The sequence below is a fragment of the Bacillus sp. EB600 genome, from assembly GCF_024494385.1.
Lineage (GTDB): Bacteria > Bacillota > Bacilli > Bacillales > Cytobacillaceae > JAEVLT01.
The window spans coordinates 41,821-65,899 of the sequence record NZ_JAEVLT010000013.1 but is presented as its reverse complement, the minus strand read 5'-3'; the positions used below and the strand labels follow the sequence as shown (position 1 = coordinate 65,899).

Here is a 24,079-nt window from a genome sequence, read left to right as displayed (position 1 = left end):
AGTGTTTTATAGGACAAAATCACCCGTGAGAAGTGGGATTTTGTCCATGAAAAGACATCTGTAGAATTTGGAAGTTACCAATTCGACTTTCACTCGTAAAAAGTCGATTTATGAGCTCCTACACTTTTAAAGTTTCTCCCTAAGATCCTACTAATTCTCTTCTTAGACCCAATCACTCTGCACCACTCATAAATCTCATTGGTTGTAACTTTTCTATCTGGAAACAGGAGTTTAAATTCCCCTACACTACGCAATACAGCAGATTCAACCACTTCTTGGTGCTTGCATAGATCACACACACATTTGTTTCCCTTCACAGAAATCAAAAATGAATGGCACACTTTACATGTGAATCCCTTTTGTAGCTGTTGATAATCATATTGCGGTAAAGTTGTATGAGGAGATTCATCAATATGGAGCGAAATTAATTTGTCCGCAAGTTTCTTATGTAATCCATTTAGCTTTGATGGTGTCATGTCTAATTTTTTCAAATAGCGAGGAAGTTGTGTAGGGAAAATAATTGGTTCATTTATAGGTGCTTGGTATAAAGTAAACTCGGGGTTGATGAAAACTACCATTCCTTCAATGGGTATATTATGAAATCCGTGACTTTGGAAAAATTGGCGGAGTAAAGACTCGCTTCGTTTCACTTGAAGAATCGGATCCTTGATTTCAAATCTTGATTTTGTATATAACTTCTCTTTTTCGTAAAAAAAATCACCTTCATAATTTTTGACCTCGAAAAAGTTGACCTTATTTTGAAAAATGATCAGTGTGTCGATTTGGAAGAAGGTGTTGTTGATCGTTAGCAGCAGGTCGTTTAAGATATAGCATTCACATTGAAGCTTATTTGTTAAAGAATCAAACATTACCTCACCATCGTAGCCTTTTTTAAGGTATAAATAATTCTGTTTTTCATCTTCAGATAAACCCATTCTTGTGTTTAAGAATCCAAGAATCTTTAATTTAGAAGGTTCAAGACGTAGTTTTCTTAGCATACTTCACTCCCTTTTTCTTAATTTCATAGAACTTCACTTTCATTTTATTAAAAAATAGCGGAGCGATGTACCTAAATGCATGAAGATTTTGTTAACTTCTATTGGGTAAGCTGGAATACAAAACAAAATAGCTTTGTGGATACAGCATTTCGCCAGCTTCGGTTGACATTTGTGTCAAATCGCTCTACGTTAAAGAATGGGAAATAACTCCTGTTCTTTCCAAAACATGTTTACAGATCGTTACAAATTGTAGGAGCGGGAGTTAGATTTGCCATTTTCAATAAAAAGTGATGGAAAATAGTAATTCTTAGGTAAAATTGACATTTGAATAATCAGACAATTGACTATTGATAATGATAAAATAATAGTATTTCTGTTTAAGTTTAGGTGGAGGTAACCTTATGATCTTCGAACAATTAACAAAAAATGATATAAAAAATATATTCTCAAATACTGTTTACCATCGTGGGTTAAGATACTTTCAGGAAGGACGTGTCAGAGATTTATATCATGATCCAGTACGGAATATCTGGGCTGCAAAGGTAAGAGGGTCAAAATTCTATCAGGTGACGATAGAGGAGGATGATGGTAACGGAATTTCTTCAGAGTGCAACTGTCCAGCATATAATCAATACGGGGGATCTTGCAAACATATTGCGGCGGTATGCTTGAAAATCTATGAACATGAGCATACTAATTTTTCTTCAAGCAATAATCAGAAGTACTCTGATTTAAAACGGAAACAGGAGGAAATTCTGAAACTAAGACAACAGGAAGCAGAAAGACTAAAGGAGGAAAGACAAGCAGTTTATGTAAAGCAACTTACAAATCAGTTCATTCAGACTATCACCAGTTACTCACAAGAGAGTATGGATGAAGGAAAATCAAAGAATCTTTTAATGGTAGATTGGATCATTAGAATACAGAAGCCCTACAAGGCAACGCAACATCTTCTAAAATTAGAGATGAAGGTTGGCCAGAAACGAACATATGTCGTCAAGAAAATATCAGATTTTCTTAGAGCAATAGATAAAAAGGCTCAGTATCCGTTTACAAAAAGCTTCACATATGATCCTACAGAGCAACAGTTTACCCAGGAGGATCAAGAAATTATTAATCTTTTACAGGAAGCTGAAAAATATAAAGAACTCTATCGACAGTTTCAGCCTTCTTATTTTCAAAGTTCAGGAATGGCTGACGAACGAGAAATTAATATTCCTCCGATGATTGCTGATGACCTATTGAAAAAGCTGAGTAACAGGCCAATCCGCTTTGAAAGAGGCGAAGTAGCCTTTAATCAAATTACCATTTTTCATAATGAACTGCCTGCTTCTATTCAATTAGATAAAGGTAGGACAAATGGATTTCAATTAGATGTAACAGATCTACTGGCTTTTAAATATTTGGGCTTGTACGGGTATATGGTTCAAGACAATATTTTTTATAAGATTTCGCCTGAGCAGCAATTATTTTTAGAAGAGTTGAAAAAAGTAACTGACAGGTCAAATAGCCCGATATTGCCAATTGCTACTGACCAAATTGAACCTTTCTTATCACAGGTCGTACCGGTTATAGAAAAAATCAGTAAATTGGAAATGACAGATAAAGTTTCTAGCCAAATCGTAAAGTTTCCTCTACAGGCAAAGGCTTATGTCGATTTGGTTAATAATATTCTCTATGTTTCATTGGAATTCTATTACGGTGAACATAAGCTTGATCCATTTAAACAAGAGTCCCAGGAAAAAGGTGTCCCAATTATTATGAGGGATGCAGAAAAGGAACAATCAATTATGGGGTTGATTGAAGCTACTTCTCTAAAATTCAATGGGAAAGGTCTTTATATAGAAGGAGAAGAAGGAATATTTGAATTTTTATATGAGATTCTCCCAAGTCTTGAGGAGAAAGTTGAAATTTTCTTAACGAATGCTGTTAAGTCATTAGTTTTACCTGATCGGCATGCTCCAGTTACTAATATTGAAGTAAATTCTTCCGGAAACTGGTTAGAAATAGGTTTTGACATGGCAGGAATTGAACAGGAAGAAATCCAAAATATTTTACAATCTGTTGTTGAAAAGAAAAAATATTACCGATTAGCTAATGGTGCATTTGTCTCACTGAAGTCAGACAAATTTCAAACCATTCAGAATATCATTCAAGATTTCAATATTAGACCACAACAGTTGCAACAGAAATCGATTAAGCTACCGATCTACAGGGGAATGCAGCTTGATGAAATGATTAATAAGGAAAATGGAGGTAAAGCGAAGTATGGAAAGCAGTTTCGCCGGCTGTTAAATCGCTTGAAAAATCCAGAGGAGCTAGATTTTGAAATTCCTGATCTGCTTCAGGCAGAATTAAGAGACTATCAGTATTATGGATTCCAGTGGCTAAAAACACTTGAGCTATACAAACTCGGTGGGATCCTTGCAGATGATATGGGCCTTGGGAAAACATTGCAAAGCATTGCGTTTATCTTATCACAATTTAGTGTGAATAAATATGCAAAACCTACGTTGATTGTTGCACCTGCATCACTCGTCTATAACTGGAAAAACGAGTTCCTAAAGTTCGCACCTTCATTAACAGTTGAGGTAATGATTGGCTCACCTCAGGAGCGAATGGAAAAGCTTCAAAGTGACTGCTTGCCAAATGTATGGATTACTTCCTATCCGACATTAAGGCAAGATATTGATTATTATAATCAGCTTCAATTTAGCACACTAATTTTAGATGAAGCACAAGTAATCAAAAATTATACAACCAAAACTGCAAAAGCGGTTAGAGAAATTCAAGCAGAAACGTGTTTCGCACTAAGTGGGACACCAATTGAAAATTCGATTGATGAGCTTTGGTCGATTTTTCAAACGATCATGCCAAACTTTTTTCCTCATCAGAAGGCATTTCGTCAGCTTGAACTAGAAAAGATATCTATGATGATTCGCCCTTTTCTTTTGCGAAGGATGAAAAGAGACGTATTAAAGGAACTCCCAGACAAAATTGAGACTGTTAATTATTCAGAGCTTACGAAGCCGCAAAAGGAGCTTTACTTAGCGTATCTTGAAAGAATCCAGGGAGAAACAAAAGAATCACTTCAAAAGGATGGATATCAAAAGAGTCAGATCAAAATTTTGGCTGGTTTGACGAGATTGCGTCAACTATGCTGCCATCCTTCTTTGTTTTTAGAAAATTACAAAGGGGATTCTGGTAAGCTGGAGCAATTAATGGAGATTGTCGGTAATGCAGTGGAAAATGGCAGACGGCTGCTGATTTTTTCACAATTCACGAGCATGCTTTCCATTATTCGTGAACAGTTAACAAAGGCAGGTTTACATTTTTTCTATTTGGACGGTCAAACAGCACCAAAGGAAAGAATAGATATGGTTGAAAAGTTTAATCAAGGAAATGGAGAAGCTTTCCTGCTTTCCTTAAAAGCAGGAAATACTGGGTTAAATTTAACTGGTGCCGATACAGTCATCCTATATGATCTTTGGTGGAATCCAGCAGTTGAAGAGCAAGCTGCTGGACGAGCTCACAGGATTGGTCAAAAGAATGTTGTTCAAGTCATCCGAATGGTCACACAAGGGACAATTGAGGAAAAAATATACGAGCTGCAACAAAGTAAAAAAGAATTAATCGATACAGTTGTACAGCCAGGAGATCAAGCAATCTCAAAAATAACTGAACAAGAAATTAGGGAAATATTGAATATATAGTGCGGTGATAATTTTAAAGGTAGTCTCAGAGTTGGGACTACCTTTAAGCTTTCACAAAAGTTGGTGTGTTGTTTTCTGACATAACAAAAACTAACCATTTTCTCTTTGTGATAGTTTTAGATGCCTTTCTCTTAGGAAATTACTCTGAGGTGATTTTTTTTGTAGGTAACTACTTTGTCCTTCTTGTTATCCCTTTTCGCATTGTCCGTTCCTTTATGTTACAATTTTCCTAGCCATTATGAAGCAAAGGAAGAAAAAAATGAATAGAACATTACCGGTAAATAAAAATGATTATATAGATGTAGTTTTTGAAGATTTAACCCACGATGGTGCAGGGGTGGCCAAGGTTGATGGGTATCCACTGTTCGTTCCAAACGGACTTCCGGGAGAAAAAGCAAAAATTAAGGTTATTAAAGCCAATAAAGGATATGGATTTGGGCGCTTAATCGAGCTGTATGAAAAAAGCCCCTATCGGGTTGATATTGATCAAAGTGATTTACATAAATACGGCGGCTGTCAGCTGGAGCATATCAGCTATGAGGGTCAGTTAAAATATAAGGAAAATCAGGTTCGTCAGGTGCTGACCAGGATTGGTAAATTAGAGGATGTTGTGGTTCACCCGATTTTAGGCATGGACTACCCGTGGCATTACCGGAATAAAGCACAGGTCCCCGTCGGCGAAAAGGACGGGCAATTGATTGCCGGCTTTTTCAAGCCAAGAAGTCATGAAATTGTTGATACAGATGAAAGTTTAATTCAGCTTAACGAGGTTAATGAAGCGATTAATGTAGTGAAAGAAATTTGCAGCAAATACGGTATCCCTGCCTATCAGGAAGAACCGCATAAAGGTGTGCTCCGTCACATTATGGCCCGGTATGGAAAGCAAACTGGAGAACTCATGGTTGTTCTAATTACAAGAAGCAGTGAATTGCCTCATAAAAATCAACTAGTGGAAGAAATTAGTGCCCGCCTTCCGCAGGTAAAGTCAATTGTCCATAACGTGAATCCAAAACGAACCAATGTTATTTTAGGTGAAAAAACAACCGTTCTTTGGGGAAGTGAAGTGATCTATGACTATATCGGTAATGTGAAATTTGCGATCTCGGCATTGTCATTTTACCAAGTAAACCCTGATCAAACGAGGGTCCTGTATGAGAAGGCTCTTGAGTATGCAGATATAAACGGGGAAGAGTCCGTTATTGATGCTTATTGTGGAATCGGAACGATCTCGTTATTCTTAGCTCAAAAAGCGCGTAAAGTTTTTGGCGTCGAGATTGTACCGGAAGCGATAGAGGATGCGAAGCGCAATGCAGCCATCAACGGAATTAAAAATGCAGAGTTTGCCGCGGGTGAAGCAGAGGTGGTTATTCCAAAATGGTACAAGGAAGGGAACACAGCAGATGTATTGGTGGTAGACCCGCCACGAAAAGGCTGTGATGAGGCTTTGCTTAAAACCATTATTGAAATGAAACCGCGAAAAGTCGTCTATGTCTCTTGTAACCCGGCCACATTGGCGAGAGATTTACGGATTTTAGAAGACGGGGGATATAAAACGGTAGAAGTTCAGCCAGTGGATATGTTTCCGCAGACTACACATGTGGAGTGTGTGTCGCAACTCATTTTAAAGCTGTAACCCAAAAATAAACATTTCCGATCCCAGCCCTGTTTTGTAAAAAATACTTTTCCAATTTCGGGGCTATTTTCGACTCAATCCCGTATCCTGTGCTCTTTTTTTCTAGGTAAATAGTAACAAAAAGCTTGGATTATCTTCTGAACACGAGTGAAACGCTGAAATGAGAAGGAAGTTTCTTTCTTAATTCAGCGTTTTTTTTTTCGAATAGACAAATTTATTTACGACAAGCGAAATAATTTTCGTGCGAATTTTGTCAAAAATGTATCGAACTTTACAAAAATTTGTAATAATATAGGAAGCTGGATAACACTATGTTCGTAGTATTAACTAAAAAAATAGGAATATATTCTTACACTGATTACTGGTTTCCGGAGAGAAAGTAGTTTTACGATGAACAACTGTGACAAAATAAATATTCTTTTAGTAGATGATCGGCCAGAAAACCTAATCGCACTGGAAGCAATCATAGAAAGAGACGATTATAATTTGATTAAAGCTTATTCCGGTGAAGAAGCTTTAAAATACTTAATCAAATATGATTTTGCGGCCATTTTATTAGATGTTCAAATGCCTGGAATCGATGGATTTGGAACGGCCAAAATCATAAAAGCACGGGAAAAAACAAAAAATATCCCAATACTTTTCATCACAGCAAATAACATGGATTCAGAGCATATTTTTACCGGTTATTCGATCGGTGCGATTGATTATATTCTTAAGCCGTTTGACCCGATTATTTTAAAAGCAAAGGTTGAAGGATTCGTAGAGTTATATAAAATGAATCAACAACTGCTACACCAAGCCAAAGTTCTCGAAGAGGCTCAAGAAAAGATTTCCTACATGGCATATCACGATAGTTTGACCGATTTGCCTAACCGAAGATTATTTAACGACCAGATTACCATAAAGATAAACAAGGCAAGGCAATTAAACCAATCTTTAGCCATCCTCTATTTGGATATGGATCGTTTCAAATATATTAACGATTCCCTTGGTCATATCATAGGAGACCTGGTTCTGCAAAAAATTGCCGGGAAACTGAAAGAAAGTGTCCGCGAGCAGGATTTTGTAGCAAGAGTGGGTGGAGATGAATTTAATATTCTTTTTCCTGATACTAATCGCGAAACGGCTCTTGAAATTGCAGAGGGGATTATCGAGGAGTTTAAGAAACCCATTTATATTGATCATTATGAATTGTTTATTACCACCTGTATTGGAATTAGTATATTTCCTTATGATGGGGAGGAAACGCTCGCATTGATGCGGAATGCAGATGCGGCCCTTTATCGGGCAAAAGAACAGGGGAAAAGCACCTTTAAAGTCTACCACGCTGGAATGAATATTCGCTCATATCGAACCTTTATTATGCAAAACGATTTGCGGAAAGCAATCGACCGAGAAGAATTAACACTCGTCTATCAACCACGGATTGATCTTAAATCGGAGGCAGTTAGGAGCGCAGAGGCATTATTAAGATGGAACCATCCAAACTGGGGGACCATTTCCCCTGCGGAATTCATTCCTTTGGCGGAGGAATCCGGTCAAATTGTTGAAATCGGTAATTGGGTTTTGAGGACGGCTTGTAAGCAAAACAAAGCTTGGCAAGAGGCTGGATTTGAGCCAATTCGAATTTCGGTGAATTTTTCCGCACAGCAATTCTTACAAAAAGATTTAGTGCAAAATATTGGGCAAATCCTGGCAGTAACGGGGGTCAGCCCACATCTGTTAGAGATCGAGATTACCGAATCTGTTATTTTGGGAAATGAGACGATCATTACATCAACCTTAAATCAGCTGAAAAAAATGGGTGTTTATATTAGTATCGATGACTTTGGAACAGGATACTCCTCGTTAAGCTATTTAAGACGTTTCCCTGTCCATACATTAAAGATTGATCGGTCTTTTACAAAAGAGTTAACTGACACTCAATCGAATGGCGAGCTGTTAATCGCGGCCATTGTTTCATTAGCGCATAATTTAAATATGTCCGTTGTTGCGGAAGGTGTCGAAACAGAAGATCAGTTAAATATAGTAAAAAAGTATCAATGCGAAGAAGTCCAAGGGTATTTATACAGCCCACCCGTTTCTCCTGAAAAATTTGAGGCCTTTTTATTAAAATCGCAGCCCAATCTGTCCTCAAAACGAAAAGGGATTGTTTATTTAGAAAATAAGAAGACCATCATCCGTTCCAAATCTTCTCCTGATGAGCGGAAAAATGTACCAGAGTTTGATCCTGCCCTTAAGGTGCTCGATGCAGCGCTTGTTCGCACAAAGGTTTTATTTTCCCTCTCAACAAGAGAAATGGATGTTTTTAAACTATTAGTCAACGGACTCAGTAATAAAGAGATTTCAGATGAATTGTTTATAAGCGAGCATACAGTAAAGAACCATATTACCCGAATTTTTCAAAAACTAAATGTCAGTGATCGTCTTCAGGCAATGGCGAAAGTATACCAAGCATGTATCGAAGAAGGGGGAAACCTTCGGGCTTAAAATATCATTTAACTTTATTGGATTGACGACTATTCCGGGAGAAGAAAATTTAGTCCGAGGAGTTTCAACATGAAAATCAAAACGAAGCTGTTACTGGGCTTTAGTTCAAAACCACTGCTGATTATCCTTCTTATTGTAATTGGTTTTTTACAGGTCTCCAGTTTTGATAAATTAAGTAATGTAACGAAAAATAACTATGAATTATCGTTGTTAACGGAACAAATCCAAAGGGAAGTTAAAGATGAAGCGATAAGTTTAAGAAACATGGTGATTTTTACCGACAAAGATTCGATTCAGAAGGAAAGGACGATTTTACAAGCGTCCAGTGATTCTGTTTTTCAGGATATTGCCGAGCTTGAATCGAAGGTGAAAACACCGGAGCAAAAAAATATGGTGGATAACCTTAAGAAAACCAATAAAAAATTCAATGAATATAAAGATAAAGTAATCAATTTAGTATTAAAGGGCCAAAGGAAGAGGCGGTTCGGTTAATTGATAATAATAGCCATTCGATCCACGATGAATTTCTTAATATTACCTCTGTCATCACAAAAAATATGGAATCGAATATGATATCTTCATATGATGACATTTCACAAGGCTTTAAACGTCAAATCTTTATCACTACACTTATTTCTTTAATCAGCGTCATTCTTTCCTCCAGTTTTGTGATTTTAACAGTTTGGAAGTTTGCCAAACGGTTAGGAAAAGTTTCAAGTGCTATGAAGAATGTCGCGAACGGGAATGCCGACTTAACAACAAAGGTTGAGGTTCAATCGAACGATGAAATTGGCGATGTAGCAATTTCCTTTAATCAGATGGCGGAGTCGCTGGAGGTTCAAATGAAAAAGGAACAAAATCTCCTTTGGAGTAAGTCTAATATCGCAGAGATTGCAACGAGCCTGTCCGGAATGCGGGATTTGGATTCATTCGGAAAAACTTTACTATCCAAATTAGTCCCCTTACTGGGGGCAAGCCAGGCTGTGTTTTATGTGAAAAATATGGACGAGGAAGATCATCGGCCTTGCTTTACATTTTGTGCAGCTTATGCGGCGCAGGAAAGAAAACACCTTTCTGAAAAATTTAAGCTTGGAGAAGGATTAATTGGACAAGCAGCGCTTGAAAAAAAGCCAATCATTTTAACCGAAGTCCCAGCTGATTATCCGCAAGTGAACTCCGGGTTAGGTGGAGCAGCGCCGGGTGCGATCTATGTTTATCCGGTCCATTTTGAGGGAGAAGTGAATGCTGTTCTAGAACTTGCAACTTTTAAACCATTTAGTGAAACACAGCAAAGTTTCTTAGCAGAAACGATCAATTCCTTTGGAATCATTCTTGAGGGTATGTTGGGGAGAATCCAATTGGCTAAGCTGCTCGAGGAATCTCAGGTATTAAATGAAGAGATTCAGGCACAGTCTGAGGAGCTGCAAATGCAGCAAGAGGAATTAAGAGTTACAAACGAAGAGTTAGAAGAACAAGCCGAAGCGCTTCGCCATTCAGAACAAATGCTGCAGATTCAACAGGAAGAGTTGGAACAAACGAATTTAGAATTGAAGGAAAAGGCAGAAAGCTTAGAAGTTCAGAACAAAAAATTCGAACATACCAACAGGGAAGTGGAAAAGGCACGAGCTGAACTGGAAGAAAAAGCAAAACAGCTTGCTTTAAGTTCGAAATATAAATCGGAGTTCTTAGCCAATATGTCTCACGAGCTTCGGACGCCGTTAAACAGTTTATTAATTCTTTCAAAGCTGCTTGCAGATAATCAAGAGGGAAATCTTTCGGAAAAACAAGTGAAATACTCAAAAACCCTCTATTCCTCCGGTTGTGATTTATTAACACTTATAAATGATATTTTGGACCTTGCCAAAATTGAGTCCGGGAAAACTGAGGTAAATCCAAGTAAAGTAGTAATACAGGATATTGTTGAATTTGTTGAGAACCGTTTTCGGCCGATTGCAAATGAAAAAAATCTGCGATTCAACATTGTTTTCGAAAAGGATGTTCCACCATTTATCTATAGCGATGAACAACGACTCCTGCAGGTATTGAAAAACCTATTGTCCAATGCATTTAAGTTTACCCATGAAGGAGAGGTAACACTTGAAATTGGCAGGGTTTCAAAGGACCTATCTGTGTATTCATTTTCTATTTTGGATACAGGGATTGGGATTCCAATGGACAAGCAGGAACTTATATTTGAAGCGTTCCAACAAGCTGATGGGACGACAAGCCGGAGATATGGCGGAACTGGTTTGGGGTTGTCAATTTGCCGGGAGCTTTCTATTCTCTTAAAAGGGGAGATAGAGGTTCAGAGTGAAGAAGGAAAAGGAAGCAGGTTTACTTTTTATGTTCCCGATTACTTCGAGGAAGAGATTCATACGGAATTGCCGGAATACGCGAACGAGGTCGCAAGTACGGCAGAAATTAAGGAAAAAACAGGAGACATTACGAATCCTTCACCTGTTCAAATAGACTCTAAAAGCGATTTTGTTTCAGAGACCAACGGAATTAAGCGGCTATTAATTGTTGATGATGATATAAGGCAGCGCAACAGTCTAATGGAACTGATAGGGGATATCGATGTCATTATAAAAGCCGTTTCTTCGGGTGCGGAAGCACTGGAAGAGCTAAAAGTAAACAAATTTGATTGTATGATATTGGATTTAGGTTTAACCGACACTAATAGATTTGATTTATTAAAAAAAATCAAAACGAACGATGACAATCAAAATATTCAAGTATTCATTTATACAGGGCGAGATTTAACAGCGAAAGAAGAAATGGAACTTAATAAATATGCTCACACCATTATCATTAAAGATGCACATGCGCCGCAGCGTTTGAAAACTGAATTGGAATTGTATTTACAATCAAATGGTGAAAAACAAGAGAGCAATGAATCGGCGGAACCGAGTATTTCTCACACCCCAACAGGTCTCGAAGGAAAAAGAATTCTCCTTGTTGACGATGATGTCCGTAATGTCTATGCCATCATGAGTTACCTTGAACGGTATAAAATGGATATTACTTTTGCAGAAAATGGCAGGGAATGTCTTGAGGTTCTAAGGAAGAGACATGATTTTGACATCGTCCTTATGGATATCATGATGCCTGAAATGGACGGATACGAAGCAATCCACAGAATAAGACAGAATCCGGCTCTCACCGGTTTGCCCATCATTGCGTTAACCGCAAAAGCAATGAAAGAGGATCGTGATAAATGTATCAGTGCAGGTGCTTCGGATTATATTGTGAAACCATTTGATCCCGACCAGCTTATTTCTTTGATCAAGGTTTGGCTTTATCAGAAAAAATAACAAAATGAACAGTTTTGAGGGAAAATATGAAGAATGACCTAAACGATTCAAATAAGACGCTTGAGAAAATCGAAATCGATCTACTGCTGCAGGGATTGTATTCCTGGTGCGGGTATGATTTTAGAAATTACGCCTATCAATCAATTAAGAGAAGAATTTGGCACCGGGTTCATGCTGAAAATTTATCGAGTATTACAGGATTACTTGAAAAGATTTTGCATGATCCTGCCTGTTTAAAAAGATTGATCAGCGACTTTTCTATTAATGTAACGGAAATGTTTCGTGACCCGATATTCTTTTTAACATTCAGGGAAAAGGTTGTACCGTTATTACGCACATATCCCTCCATTCGTATCTGGCATGCAGGATGTTCAACAGGTGAAGAGGCCTATTCCATGGCTATCCTCCTTCAGGAGGAAGGCTTATATGAAAAAGTAAAAATATATGCTACGGACATCAATGCGGAAGTTCTTAAAAAGGCGAAAGCAGGAATTTTTCCAATTGAAAATATGAGAAAATACACCAATAACTATATTGCTGCCGGTGGGAAAAGGGCCTTTTCTGATTACTACAATGTAACGAATAACGGTGTTAAGTTTCACCCGTATTTAACGAAGAATGTAGTTTTTGCTCAGCATAATTTGGTTACTGACAGTTCATTTAATGAGTTTCATGTGATTTTATGCAGAAATGTATTAATCTATTTTAATAAAACTTTACAAAAAAAAGTGCATGATCTATTTTATCAAAGCTTGGGGATACTTGGCATCCTTGGCCTCGGGGATAAAGAAACTATCATGTATACAGATAAAGCTGATCGGTATGAATCGATTAGTGTAAGCGGGAAGATATATAAGAAGGTTAAATAAAAAAGGCGGCTGATGCCTTTTTTATTTTGCCATGAGAATATCCAGAAGGTATTCCTATATAATAAACCACTAATTTTTCTTATATAGGAATACCTTCCTTATTTCCGGGATTTAAAAAGATGGGAATGACAGGGGATATTTAATTTTCTTCGATTCTTTCATAATGAATATACCAAACTTAGACAGTATGAAGAAGACGGAGGGAGAAAATGGCGGACTCCTTATTGCAAATTGAAAAAATATTGGAACGGATCAAAGAAAAGAAAATCGAGTTGCAAAAACTGGTCTCAATAAATGGGTTTAATAACCCAACAGTTTTAAGATGCAGCGAGGAGTTAGATAAGTTAATATATCAATTTCAGTTAATAGATCACAGTCTATCCAGTTACGAAATGGAACAATTTTAATAAATTAAAAAGGGGGATTTTGAGTAGGAACTGGAATTGAGAACGGTTTTTTTCTAAAAAGGGATTGTTCGCATACACTCCGTACAAGTGGAATGTGCAGCCAAAATAATGATAAAATAAATTGAAAGGGCCAATTATTTGGCCCTTTTCACCGCTAAAATGGAAACAATCAATGATTACATAATTATATTAATTCTTCGACAAAATCCAACAAACTTCGGGTCGTGCCAGGCACCAAAAATCTAAAAAATTTTTTACAAATAATAAATGTCCAAATGTATTTGTGTTTGATAATAAGTTATTAAGCATGATATAAGTGTAAAAGAAGTGGAACATTTGGCTTTATATTTTTTGACCGAGAGTTTGAAGTTGTATCCATAGTGAGAGGATTTGAGTTTGAAATGATAGATAATTTTTGGCGTGATTTACCACGACCATTTTTTGTACTTGCACCAATGGAAGATGTGACAGATGTTGTTTTTCGTCACGTAGTAATTGAAGCCGGTCGACCGGATGTATTTTTCACAGAATTTACAAACTCGGATAGCTATTGTCATCCAGAGGGCATGAAAAGTGTGCGTGGCCGTTTGATTTTTACAGAAGATGAACAGCCGATGGTGGCACATATTTGGGGGGATAATCCCAAATATTTCCGCCAAATGAGTATTGGTATGGCAGAGCTAGGATTTAAAGGCATCGATATTAATATGGGCTGCCCTGTACCGAATGTGGCATCGAGAGGGAAGGGCAGTGGCCTTATTCTGCGTCCAGACGTTGCGGCAGAACTTATTCAAGCAGCAAAGATAAGCGGACTGCCTGTCAGCGTGAAAACACGACTTGGCTATAAGGAGGTTCAGGAGTGGGAGGAGTGGCTAACGCATATTTTAAAACAGGATATTGCGAACCTTTCTATTCATTTACGTACAAGAAAGGAAATGAGCCAAGTAGATGCGCATTGGGAGCTAATTCCGGAAATCAAAAAAGTACGTGACCGTATCGCACCAAATACCCTGTTAACAATCAATGGAGATATTCCTGACCGTCAAACTGGGCTGCAGCTTGCTGAACAATATGGTATTGATGGCGTTATGATCGGACGAGGTATTTTTAAAAATCCTTTTGCTTTTGAAAAGGAGCCAAAAGAGCATAGCAGTAAAGAATACCTTGATCTTTTAAAACTGCAGCTTGATCTTCAAGATCGATATGCGGAAGTACTGCCGCGTTCAATCACAGGGCTTCATCGCTTTTTCAAAATTTATGTCAAAGGATTCCCTGGAGCTGCTGAATTAAGAAATCAATTGATGAACACGAAATCAACAGATGAAGTGCGTGCATTGCTTGATCACTTTGAGAAAAATATTGATGTAACGGGGACAGTGAAATGATGTAACTCTCAAAAAGTTAGAGAAAAATAAAAAACAGCCCAATTGAAGATGTTTGGGCTTTTTGCTGAAAATTTCGTGGAACAAACCTGTTCTTCGGGTTGTCACAGGGACTTTTTGTTAAAAGGTATTCCCCTTGTCAGAGTTGGCTAGACTTGTAGCGAACTGAAAGAAGCATAGTAGATAAAATCAGAAAGGTTGACAAAATGTCAGAAATAAAAGATGAAATTATTTTAAGAGGGCTTAAAGAACATAATTTAAAAAATGTAGATTTAAACATACCAAAAGAAAAAGTCATTGTATTTACTGGGCTTTCAGGCTCAGGAAAGAGCTCAGTCGTTTTTGATACATTAGCAACAGAAAGTAGAAGACAAATGACTTTGAACTACCCTCTCTATGTCAGAAATCAAATGCCAAGGTATGAGCGACCCCACGCCGATCTTATGCAAAACGTAAGCCCTGTTGTAGTAGTGGAACAAAGACCTATTGGGGGCAATTCCCGCTCAACAGTAGGCACCTATATGGATATAAATCCATTAATTAGGCTTTTGTTCTCGAGAATAGGAAATCCATCAATCGGTTCTGCCAACGATTTTTCGAGCCAAAGTTCTTTTGGTAGATGCCCAGAATGTGGTGGATATGGGGAGGTAATTGCGCCAGACCTAAATAAGATGATCGATTATGATAAGTCACTTCGAGATTATGCAGTGAAATTCAAGCCATTATCGCCTGCTGGTTGGCAAGGTAATTGGATGATGACCTGTGGATTATTCGATCCAGATAAACCCTTAAAGGACTACTCAGAAGAAGAACTCCACCTACTATTATATGGTCCCCGAGAAGGTGAGAGAGCCTATGCGCCGTTTCACACAAAACATGGAGATCAAAACGCAGAGTGGGATGGGTTATTGCCTAGATTTACGCGCCTTTATATAAATAGAGACATCTCAAAACTAAAACAAGTATCCCAAGATGACGTCTTAGAAGTGTCAACACATTCATTATGCCCTACCTGCCAAGGTTTAGGCCTAAACCCAATGGTATTAGAGTGTAGAATAAATGGCCTAAATATCGCAGAATACGATCAATTAGAGCTTCCAGAAATACTAGAAGAACTAAAGAACATAAAAGATCCAATGGGAGAATCGATCGCACAACAAGCATTCCCACATGTAAAACAACTAGTCGACATGGGACTAGGATATTTGAGTCTATCAAGAAAAATGGGCACCCTGTCCGGTGGTGAAGCCCAAAGGGTAAAAATCGCTCGTCATTTAGGAAGCAGTCTAAACAATATCACATACATTTTCGATGAACCAAGTGCAGGACTCCATCCAGAAGAAGTGGATCTGTTAATTCAGATGCTAAAAAGGCTAAAAGACCAACATAATACTGTCATCGTAATCGAACACAATCTAGCAGTAATACAAATAGCGGATGAAATAATAGAAATGGGACCAGGAGCAGGTGTAAATGGAGGAGAAGTTGTCTATCAAGGAAAATTAGAAGGACTAAAAAACTCTCCCACCGCAACAGCCCTAAACCACAAGCTAAAAATAAATAAAAATCCAAGGGATATAAAAAGTTATTTTACAATAAACAGAGCAAGAAACAATAACTTAAAAAATATAAGCGTAAATATTCCCAAAAATGCCTTAGTCTCCATTTGCGGAGTATCAGGTTCAGGTAAAAGCTCCTTGATGATGGAAGCATTCACAGAAAAATATCCAGAAACCATTATGGTAGGACAAGGCGGTATAGGAATCTCCAACCGTTCGACCCTAGCTACATATATGGGAATAATGGACGATATTCGTGCCACATTTTCAAAAGAAACAGGACAACCAGCAGGTTTGTTCAGCTTTAACTCGCGAGGAGCATGTCCTATCTGCAAAGGAAAAGGAGTCCTAACGCCAGATGTAGCATTTGCAGATCCGGTGACAATCCCTTGTGAAGCATGTGGCGGTACGAGATATTCAGACGAAGCTCTTGTATATCGATATCAAGATAAAAATATTGTAGAGATTTTAGATTTAACAATAGACGAGGCTATTCATTACTTTAAAATACCAAAGATCATAAAAAGAGTGCATACGCTAAAAGACGTAGGATTAGGGTATCTGACCTTAGGACAGACGACAAGTTCTCTAAGCGGAGGAGAAATTCAACGACTAAAACTCGCAAGCCACTTACAAAAAGAAGGACAAATTTACCTATTAGACGAGCCATCCTTAGGACTACACACAGAAGATAATGAAAGACTCTTAGACGTATTTCAAAATCTCGTAAACAGAGGGAATTCTGTCATAATAATCGAACACAATCTAACCTTTATAGCGGCGAGCGACTGGGTAATAGAATTGGGACCAGGAGGAGGAAAACAAGGCGGACAAATAATATTTGAAGGTACACCAGAAGAGATGTTAAATGCAGAGACGTTGACAGCGAAATGGTTAAAGGATGGAGTTAGAAAACATTTTATTTAAAATGTGGATTTATTATTTGAACCTCCCCACTTATCGAAGTGGGTGATTCTTGCTAATGAAAGATAAATTGCAGGTGTTGTCCGTAACCAATCGAGACTCCAACCGAACCGTTACTGCAAGAAGTCGTTCCCGCTTCTCTAAGTCTAGTAATTCAGTCATAAACGGCAGAAAGACCTTGTCTAATGATTGCTACGTTGATTTCATGCATCGGCTCGATTTTCCATCCGATTGCTAAAATACTCAACTAAGCAATTGATCCGAAGAAAAATCATGCAGTTCATGCGGCATAGGAACTCGCCACATGGACTGCATGATTTCGGTTTCTCCATGAACTGTAATCAACCAAAGGTGCCTTTTGTAATCTAACCTACTTCGAAGCAGGAGCCAGAGTGGCTTCAGGTGATGTTACCTTGTCATAAAAGTCTACGAATTTGTCGCGATCGGCGCTATCACGATAAGCCATGGCTACGCGTGGGTGTTCATTAAGTGCACCAGAAATCATGTAAGGAATGATATAGCCCCACTCCCACTTTTGACGCATTTCTAACATATGCTTTTCAATTACACCAAGAACTGGCTTAATCTCATAGTTTGCTTTTTGTATGTAGCTAACGAGAAGCTCTGTGTGACAATTGCCAGCCGCACGACCCATACCATAAACAGACGAATCAAGGAAAGTAACCCCATTTCGCATTGCCGTTAATGTATTGGCGAATGCTAACTGCATGTTGTTATGCGTATGGATTCCAAGCTGTTTATTAGGGATCATCGCCTTAAACTTTTTCACTTGATGTTCAATATCTAAAGGATCCAGGCTTCCAAAAGAGTCGACAATATAGACAACATCTACTGGGCTTTCCTTTACCAATTCAAACGCTTCAAGAAGCTGATGTTCAGGTACACTGGATAAAGCCATTATGTTAAGTGTAGTTTCATATCCCAAATTATGAAACATTTGTACCAGCTCAAGGCCTTTATCAACTTCACGGACATAACATGCTACTCGAATCATATCTAAAACACTTTGCTCACGTGGTAAAATGTCATTTGGATCTACACGCCCAATATCAACTAAAGCAGATAGTTTCGTAAATTTTTTTTCAGGGATAACTTCCTTCAGAAAATTATCATCAAGAAATCTCCACGGATTAGGCTCAGTCGCTTTTAAAAGCTTAGGGGAATTTTTGTAGCCAAGCTCCATGTATTCCACACCGGCTGCACTAAGGCTATTATACAAGTCTTGAACAAATTCGACGCTAAAATCCCAATTGTTAACCAAACCTCCATCGCGAATGGTACAGTCTAAAATTTTGCTGCAATGTTCCATGGTAGTAATTACCTCCTGTTTATCATTTTTGTAGTATTTTCCTTAATGCTTTTATGCTTTTAAGCTTTTACGTAATAAAGTATCTTACTACTATATCATGATTCCTTAAAATATTCAATATTTTTAAAAAGTTTGTCGTTATAAGGAAATAGGATATATCAATCCATTTTAAACACATTCCGTTAAGGCAGCTTTTCAAAGATGATTAGCTTTCATTTACTTTCATTTCGACTAAATTCATTACTATTGATGAATCTTGACAATCACAAATAATAGTAGCATCTATATATAAATGCTTTCCTTGGAACACTATTCTTTCTGTAATATTATAGAAAGAATAGTGTTTTTTTATGTACCTTGCAAATAGCTGTTTGAATACCAACAGATTTTCAACTAAAAAAGCCGATTCCCTGAATTGATAATGAATCGACTTTTTTAAAGTTTGCTTGTTTTATGATTACTCTCCGAAGCTTTCAATCATATTTGACAAGTGAGCGTATGCTCCACCAGCAAGTAATGCAGAGGTTACTAAAACAGCTTCTGAAAGTTCTGCATTGGTAGCTCCGGCTTTAACAGCATTTTTCGTATGAACATCGATACAATAAGGGCATTGTGTCGCATGGGCAACCGCTACTGCAATAATCTCTTTAAATTTTGCGCTTAGTTTTCCTGTTTTCGTAGAGGCAGCACTGAAATTAGAATAGCCTTTAAAACCAACAGGTGCATTTTTACTTAAGGTCCCAAGTTTTTTTAGATTGGATCTAGCATAAAGTGTATCCTGAGCTTCGGGGTCTTGAGCATTTTGTATATGTGTACTGTGGGTAACAGCTCCGCCTGCTTCCACGCCAGCAACAACAAATACAGCCTCCACTAGTTCTTCAAGTGTTGCATCTTCTTTTTTTGCTTTACGTGTATGGGAATCAATGCAATAAGGACATTCCGTTACATGGGCAATTGCCACTGCAATAATTTCTTTTTCCTTCCGGCTTAGTGCGCCTTCTAAAAAAACGGCTTTATTAAATTCATTAAACGCCTCAACTTGTTCAGGAGCTAAATCTTTTAATTTATTTAGATGACGTGTATTTGCTTTATCATATAAATTGTTTGACATTTTCAAACATCCTCTCTACTTGTTGCATTTATTAGTATTTACAGTTCAGTAACTAAGAATTCGGAGAAGTAAACCGTCAAATATAATTTTAATGGCTATATGTATTATAAAATAGAATGGAAAAAAAAAACAAATGATTGATCTTAAATATCATTAGTAGCTTCTGGTTATAAAGCTGCTTTTTTAGTACTATATTTAACTATATTTTGGTAGTCTTAAAGAAAAAACAGCTGGGACCATGCTTGGAATATTAATCTTGGATTTAGTTATTTTGAAAAAAAAATATATAAGCCAATAGTAAGTAGAGGTATATGGTATGAATGAGGAGTTAATAAAAAATGTCGATGCATGTTATCGGCTAGCTGAGCAGAAGGCTGCAGATTATTTTAAATCACTCACTGTGCAGGTTTTAGAAAAGACCTATGTGACTACCCTAATAAAGGATATACAATCCTGGAAACGCAACCATATTCATCATCATTCATGGTTATCTTTTTTTTCGGGTAGAAAGGGAAAACCTAATCACATGGGATATTACAATTATATCCAATGGCTGGATTACACAGGCAAGCTAGATAATTACTTAGATCGAAGCATCTCCTATCTTTTCATGCGGGATCTAGGTAAAGCCCTAGACTCGGCTGAGACGCAGACCAGGGTTCGGAGTGTAGTCGACAGTTTAAAAGATTATCTGACTCATTCCACTTCAACAGACCGAGGAGACAAAACAGAAACGTTTAGCATGGCAGGGCTGTACCGGATGGCCCAGAAGGAAGGCATTGAATCCACCATAATCTGGGTGTTCAACAAACTTAAGATGGTATCCTCCAACATCCCAAAGGGGATGGATGCTGAGCAGGCCCAGCGAAAACTTATTAAAATCATTGCTGGGGTACTCATGCACGAGGTTGAAGAGATGGACGATGAGATATCATCTGCAGAACGTTCACAGAAACTTGATAAAGCAATTAGGCTAGGCTATTCCTATGGTCTGACCTATCCCTTTGTTGACGATCTTCTGGACGCCAAAGTCTTATCACCCAAAGAGAAAAAACAATATTCCGATTTGATACGGACCACGCTAATTACAGGATCTGTACCGGAAATGGATGAGTGGACTGGAAATAACAAGGACCTGATCAGATTTATTCATTCGGAATTACGAGATGCTTTTGAGTATATTAAGGCCCATCAGCGACAAGAGACAAGAAAAAATTTTTTTGAGCAATCCTATGTTTTTTTTAATTCTCAGGAAGTGGACCGTGAAAAGGAGCTATCAAATGCAAATTACACAAATGAAGAGCTTTATATCCCGGTCATTTTAAAATCCTCATCATCAAGATTGATTGTCCGTTCAATAATCAGTGCTCCTATGGATGCAGGCTTTGACTATCGAACATTTTATTATGGAATTTACAACCAGCTGGCTGATGATTTTGCAGATATGTTTGATGACATGAAGGATGGCGCGGTAACACCTTATACCTACTATATGAAATACCATGATATGCGGCCCGATCTTATAAACCCCTTTGAATTATACTGGACGGTCATCAGCTATTTGATCCATAATGTGTACCACTCAAACACAAAGACCTGTGAAGTTATTCTGGATCGTGCAATAAACGGTTTAAAACGATTTAAAGAGCGGATGGGAACCAATAAATACAACGAAGTTATGGAACTGTTTGCCTCGGGAAGTCCGAAATTCAATAATGTTATCCAAAAGATGGTTCGCAAAGCAGATGATGTGGATTTCTTTGATAAGCTGCTTCGGGATCATATCATTTCCATTCTAAAGAATGAACAGAAGGAGCAGGAAGATTTCCTTGATACTATTGAAACCGTGCGTAATCATATCTGTAACATCATACCTATCCCTAAAGCCGATCAAATTTCTTTACTGAAAGAGCCAATAATTGCTGCTGCTAACTACAGTCTGAAAGGTGATGGTAAGCGACTCCGACCAATCATGACTTGGGTCATGGCCGTTGACGGATATGGATTAAATAGTTCAGCAATCGTGCCACTTATGAGATCATTGGAATATATGCACACCGCATCCTTAATCTTCGATGATTTGCCTTCCCAGGATAATGCGCCGATCCGCAGAGGACGTCCAACCCTGCATGAGCTGTATAATACAGCCATTGCTGAATTAACAGGTCTCTTTCTGACGCAGAAGGCAATTGAGGAACAAGCATCTCTTGATCAGTTCGATTCGAAAACTGTGCTTAGCCTGATTAAATATTCGGCTAAAATGACAGAGGATATGTGTAAAGGACAGGCGATGGACTTGGATTCCAAAGGGAAACAATTGACACTGGAACAATTGAATATGATGAGCTTTTTCAAAACTGGAATCGGATTCGAAGCTTCGCTCATAATGCCCGCAATTCTTGCTCATGCAAAGGAGCTGGAAATGGAAGCTTTGAAAAAATTCGCCTATCATACCGGCATTGCGTTTCAGATTAAGGATGATCTGCTTGATGTTGAGGGAATTCCGTCCCTACTCGGAAAACCTATTGGAAAAGATGCTGAAAACAACAATTCGACTTTTGTGTCAATGCTAGGTTCTGATGGTGCCAGAAAAGCGATGTGGGAACATTATTGTCTTGCATTGGAAGCACTGAAAGAAGTACCACGTACGACCACTTTTCTGAAGCATTTATTGAACTATATTGTGAATCGGGAACATTAAGTTTGTTATGGCTATTAATCGGGTGGAATAACTAGTCATTAGAAAATTGCCTTTTTATCTAATTCGCAAAAGATTGTCGATATTTGGTGATAGGTTACATATTACCGAATCTTCTTTTTCTTGGTAGAATAGTATTGTTGTATACAAGGGGCGGTTAACAATGAATAATGAAACTTTACTTAAAGATATAGAAAAGCTTCGGAAAAGAATGATTGCAGTTGGGGAGTCCCAGGGACTTGCTTCTGAAGAAACGATCAAGCTTAGTAAAAAACTTGATATTTTAATCAATTTGCAAATGAGAAACCGCGGGAAGATATCTGCTTAATAATAACGAGAAAAGCAATTTTAAACCTGTAAATAAATATTTTAATGATTTTGTGCAGATACTACTTTTGAAAATATTTTAAAAGGAAGTGTTATAAATGCCAAAAGCTAAACAATACGTTGACCAAAGCATTTCATCAGTACAAACGACTGTTAGCACATTAGAACAAGCACTAAATTCTGCGGAAAAACCAGATAACAAAGAAAAGATTCAACAAGCAATCAATTCGCTTAACTCTGCAAAGCAGCAATTATCCGGGTTTCAAGATTAGCAAATGGCTAGATATAGATTGTTAAGAAATTACATGCAAACACTTTATTCTTAGTAAAACAGAATAAAGTGTTTTTTTGATTCTTAATGATAGCCAATATAAACTATATCTAGTTAGCTGCATAAAAAGGAGTTTTAAAAATGGACTTGCATTTACAAGGGAAAAATATTCTTATTACAGGTGGTTCAATGGGGATAGGAAAAGCCATTGCCCAGGGATTTGTCTCAGAAGGGGCCAAGGTTTCGATTGCTGCTCGCGGGTTGGAGGCTTTAGAAAAAACGAAACTAGAACTAGGTGGGAACATAGCAATTTTTCAAGCAGATCTAACAAATGCAAATGAGCGGGAAAAACTAATCCAATCGTATATTGAGCAAAACGGATCGATAGATGTGTTAATCAATAATGCTGGTGGCAGTAATGGGGGGAGTGCAACGGAAACGGAGATGGATTTATTCTATCAGGCACTGGAGCTAAATTATTTTTCAGCTGTCCATTTAAGTAAATTAGCTGTCAAGAATATGAAAAAATTTCAAACAGGATCGATTATCAATATTACGTCTGTTTTCGGGCGGGAGAGTGGCGGAAAAGTAACCTATAACAATGCAAAGGCCGCCCTCATTAGCTTTACCAAATCATTGGCTGATGAAGTGATTCCATTTGGAATTAGAGTAAACAGTATTGCCCCTGGAAGTATCCTTCATGAAACAGGGAACTGGAAAAAACGCCAAGAGGCAGATCCGAAAGGCATAGAAGAGTTTATTCGTCGAGAAATTCCGGCTGGACGATTTGGCACGCCTGAAGAAATTGCCAATGTAGCTGTATTCTTAGCTTCTGAAAAAGCTTCTTGGGTTGTGGGAGCGAGTATGAATGTAGATGGTGGGCAGTCAAAAATGAATTTTTAAATAAAGCTGCCTAGTGAGCGGAAAAGGCTGTCGGGTTATCGAACAGCCAATTAGGCGGTAAAAAAAGTGCTTTTTTCTCCCACTTTTTTTACCTATTCTAAAATGAAAAAGTCTAATTTCATAAAATTTGAGTATTATCATAGTAAG

At 37.8% G+C, this 24,079-nt stretch carries 16 protein-coding genes; 13 read left to right on the top strand and 3 right to left on the bottom strand.

What is annotated here, in order from left to right; genetic code table 11:
* Positions 1–89: 89 nt before the first annotated feature.
* Entirely contained in the window at positions 90–998 is a 909-nt protein-coding gene (locus tag JN080_RS14820; protein ID WP_256236787.1) for a nuclease-related domain-containing protein, read from the bottom strand.
* Positions 999–1,399: 401 nt separating this feature from the next.
* Here JN080_RS14820 and JN080_RS14815 point away from each other — a divergent pair, with 401 nt between their 5' ends.
* The 9 genes from JN080_RS14815 to JN080_RS14775 all read left to right on the top strand — a co-directional run bounded on the left by JN080_RS14815 (position 1,400) and on the right by JN080_RS14775 (position 17,295).
* The gene (locus tag JN080_RS14815; RefSeq protein ID WP_256236786.1) at positions 1,400–4,711 is read left to right on the top strand and encodes an SNF2 helicase associated domain-containing protein; all 3,312 of its coding nucleotides are present in this window, start codon (positions 1,400–1,402) and stop codon (positions 4,709–4,711) included.
* Positions 4,712–4,970: 259 nt separating this feature from the next.
* The gene (gene rlmD / locus JN080_RS14810) at positions 4,971–6,344 is read left to right on the top strand and encodes a 23S rRNA (uracil(1939)-C(5))-methyltransferase RlmD (RefSeq protein WP_256236785.1); all 1,374 of its coding nucleotides are present in this window, start codon (positions 4,971–4,973) and stop codon (positions 6,342–6,344) included.
* A gap of 390 nt (positions 6,345–6,734) precedes the next feature.
* Positions 6,735–8,837: an EAL domain-containing protein gene (locus JN080_RS14805; RefSeq protein ID WP_256236784.1), complete on the top strand. Its 2,103-nt coding sequence runs from the start codon at positions 6,735–6,737 to the stop codon at positions 8,835–8,837.
* Between the two features lie 69 nt (positions 8,838–8,906).
* Positions 8,907–9,329 (top strand): MCP four helix bundle domain-containing protein, encoded by a 423-nt coding sequence (locus JN080_RS14800; RefSeq protein ID WP_256236783.1) that lies wholly within the window; start codon positions 8,907–8,909, stop codon positions 9,327–9,329.
* 77 nt (positions 9,330–9,406) lie between these two features.
* Positions 9,407–12,151, top strand: a complete 2,745-nt coding sequence (locus JN080_RS14795) for a response regulator (protein ID WP_256236782.1) — start codon at positions 9,407–9,409, stop codon at positions 12,149–12,151.
* Between the two features lie 26 nt (positions 12,152–12,177).
* Positions 12,178–13,020, top strand: coding sequence for a CheR family methyltransferase (locus JN080_RS14790; RefSeq protein WP_256236781.1), 843 nt, complete (start codon positions 12,178–12,180; stop codon positions 13,018–13,020).
* Positions 13,021–13,229: 209 nt separating this feature from the next.
* On the top strand, positions 13,230–13,427 hold the full coding sequence (locus tag JN080_RS14785) for an aspartyl-phosphate phosphatase Spo0E family protein (protein ID WP_256236780.1): 198 nt from the start codon (positions 13,230–13,232) through the stop codon (positions 13,425–13,427).
* 401 nt (positions 13,428–13,828) lie between these two features.
* On the top strand, positions 13,829–14,812 hold the full coding sequence (locus JN080_RS14780) for a tRNA dihydrouridine synthase (protein ID WP_256236779.1): 984 nt from the start codon (positions 13,829–13,831) through the stop codon (positions 14,810–14,812).
* Positions 14,813–15,015: 203 nt separating this feature from the next.
* The gene (locus JN080_RS14775) at positions 15,016–17,295 is read left to right on the top strand and encodes an excinuclease ABC subunit UvrA (RefSeq protein ID WP_256236778.1); all 2,280 of its coding nucleotides are present in this window, start codon (positions 15,016–15,018) and stop codon (positions 17,293–17,295) included.
* 367 nt (positions 17,296–17,662) lie between these two features.
* Here the strand turns inward: JN080_RS14775 and JN080_RS14770 are convergent, their stop codons facing one another.
* Together JN080_RS14770 and JN080_RS14765 are read right to left on the bottom strand one after the other, a co-directional pair.
* Positions 17,663–18,622, bottom strand: coding sequence for an aldolase catalytic domain-containing protein (locus JN080_RS14770; protein WP_256236777.1), 960 nt, complete (start codon positions 18,620–18,622; stop codon positions 17,663–17,665).
* 457 nt (positions 18,623–19,079) lie between these two features.
* On the bottom strand, positions 19,080–19,733 hold the full coding sequence (locus JN080_RS14765; protein ID WP_256236776.1) for a carboxymuconolactone decarboxylase family protein: 654 nt from the start codon (positions 19,731–19,733) through the stop codon (positions 19,080–19,082).
* A 316-nt stretch (positions 19,734–20,049) separates the two neighbouring features.
* Here JN080_RS14765 and JN080_RS14760 point away from each other — a divergent pair, with 316 nt between their 5' ends.
* The 4 genes from JN080_RS14760 (at position 20,050) to JN080_RS14745 (ending at position 23,932) form a co-directional block, all read left to right on the top strand.
* Positions 20,050–22,434 carry a polyprenyl synthetase family protein gene (locus JN080_RS14760; protein WP_256236775.1) on the top strand — a complete coding sequence of 795 codons (2,385 nt, stop codon included), beginning with the start codon at positions 20,050–20,052 and terminating at the stop codon, positions 22,432–22,434.
* A 160-nt stretch (positions 22,435–22,594) separates the two neighbouring features.
* The gene (locus JN080_RS14755; RefSeq protein ID WP_256236774.1) at positions 22,595–22,759 is read left to right on the top strand and encodes an aspartyl-phosphate phosphatase Spo0E family protein; all 165 of its coding nucleotides are present in this window, start codon (positions 22,595–22,597) and stop codon (positions 22,757–22,759) included.
* Positions 22,760–22,856: 97 nt separating this feature from the next.
* Positions 22,857–23,030, top strand: a complete 174-nt coding sequence (locus JN080_RS14750; protein ID WP_256236773.1) for a hypothetical protein — start codon at positions 22,857–22,859, stop codon at positions 23,028–23,030.
* A gap of 140 nt (positions 23,031–23,170) precedes the next feature.
* Positions 23,171–23,932: an SDR family NAD(P)-dependent oxidoreductase gene (locus JN080_RS14745; protein ID WP_256236772.1), complete on the top strand. Its 762-nt coding sequence runs from the start codon at positions 23,171–23,173 to the stop codon at positions 23,930–23,932.
* Positions 23,933–24,079: the final 147 nt, after the last annotated feature.

Excerpts from the sequence above, each read along its gene's own strand:
- JN080_RS14820 (WP_256236787.1), bottom strand. The coding sequence starts at position 998 with ATGCTAAGAAAACTACGTCTTGAACCTTCTAAATTAAAGATTCTTGGA.
- JN080_RS14815 (WP_256236786.1), top strand. The coding sequence starts at position 1,400 with ATGATCTTCGAACAATTAACAAAAAATGATATAAAAAATATATTCTCA.
- rlmD (WP_256236785.1), top strand. The coding sequence starts at position 4,971 with ATGAATAGAACATTACCGGTAAATAAAAATGATTATATAGATGTAGTT.
- JN080_RS14805 (WP_256236784.1), top strand. The coding sequence starts at position 6,735 with ATGAACAACTGTGACAAAATAAATATTCTTTTAGTAGATGATCGGCCA.
- JN080_RS14800 (WP_256236783.1), top strand. The coding sequence starts at position 8,907 with ATGAAAATCAAAACGAAGCTGTTACTGGGCTTTAGTTCAAAACCACTG.
- JN080_RS14795 (WP_256236782.1), top strand. The coding sequence starts at position 9,407 with ATGATATCTTCATATGATGACATTTCACAAGGCTTTAAACGTCAAATC.
- JN080_RS14790 (WP_256236781.1), top strand. The coding sequence starts at position 12,178 with ATGAAGAATGACCTAAACGATTCAAATAAGACGCTTGAGAAAATCGAA.
- JN080_RS14785 (WP_256236780.1), top strand. The coding sequence starts at position 13,230 with ATGGCGGACTCCTTATTGCAAATTGAAAAAATATTGGAACGGATCAAA.
- JN080_RS14780 (WP_256236779.1), top strand. The coding sequence starts at position 13,829 with ATGATAGATAATTTTTGGCGTGATTTACCACGACCATTTTTTGTACTT.
- JN080_RS14775 (WP_256236778.1), top strand. The coding sequence starts at position 15,016 with ATGTCAGAAATAAAAGATGAAATTATTTTAAGAGGGCTTAAAGAACAT.
- JN080_RS14770 (WP_256236777.1), bottom strand. The coding sequence starts at position 18,622 with ATGGAACATTGCAGCAAAATTTTAGACTGTACCATTCGCGATGGAGGT.
- JN080_RS14765 (WP_256236776.1), bottom strand. The coding sequence starts at position 19,733 with ATGTCAAACAATTTATATGATAAAGCAAATACACGTCATCTAAATAAA.
- JN080_RS14760 (WP_256236775.1), top strand. The coding sequence starts at position 20,050 with ATGAATGAGGAGTTAATAAAAAATGTCGATGCATGTTATCGGCTAGCT.
- JN080_RS14755 (WP_256236774.1), top strand. The coding sequence starts at position 22,595 with ATGAATAATGAAACTTTACTTAAAGATATAGAAAAGCTTCGGAAAAGA.
- JN080_RS14750 (WP_256236773.1), top strand. The coding sequence starts at position 22,857 with ATGCCAAAAGCTAAACAATACGTTGACCAAAGCATTTCATCAGTACAA.
- JN080_RS14745 (WP_256236772.1), top strand. The coding sequence starts at position 23,171 with ATGGACTTGCATTTACAAGGGAAAAATATTCTTATTACAGGTGGTTCA.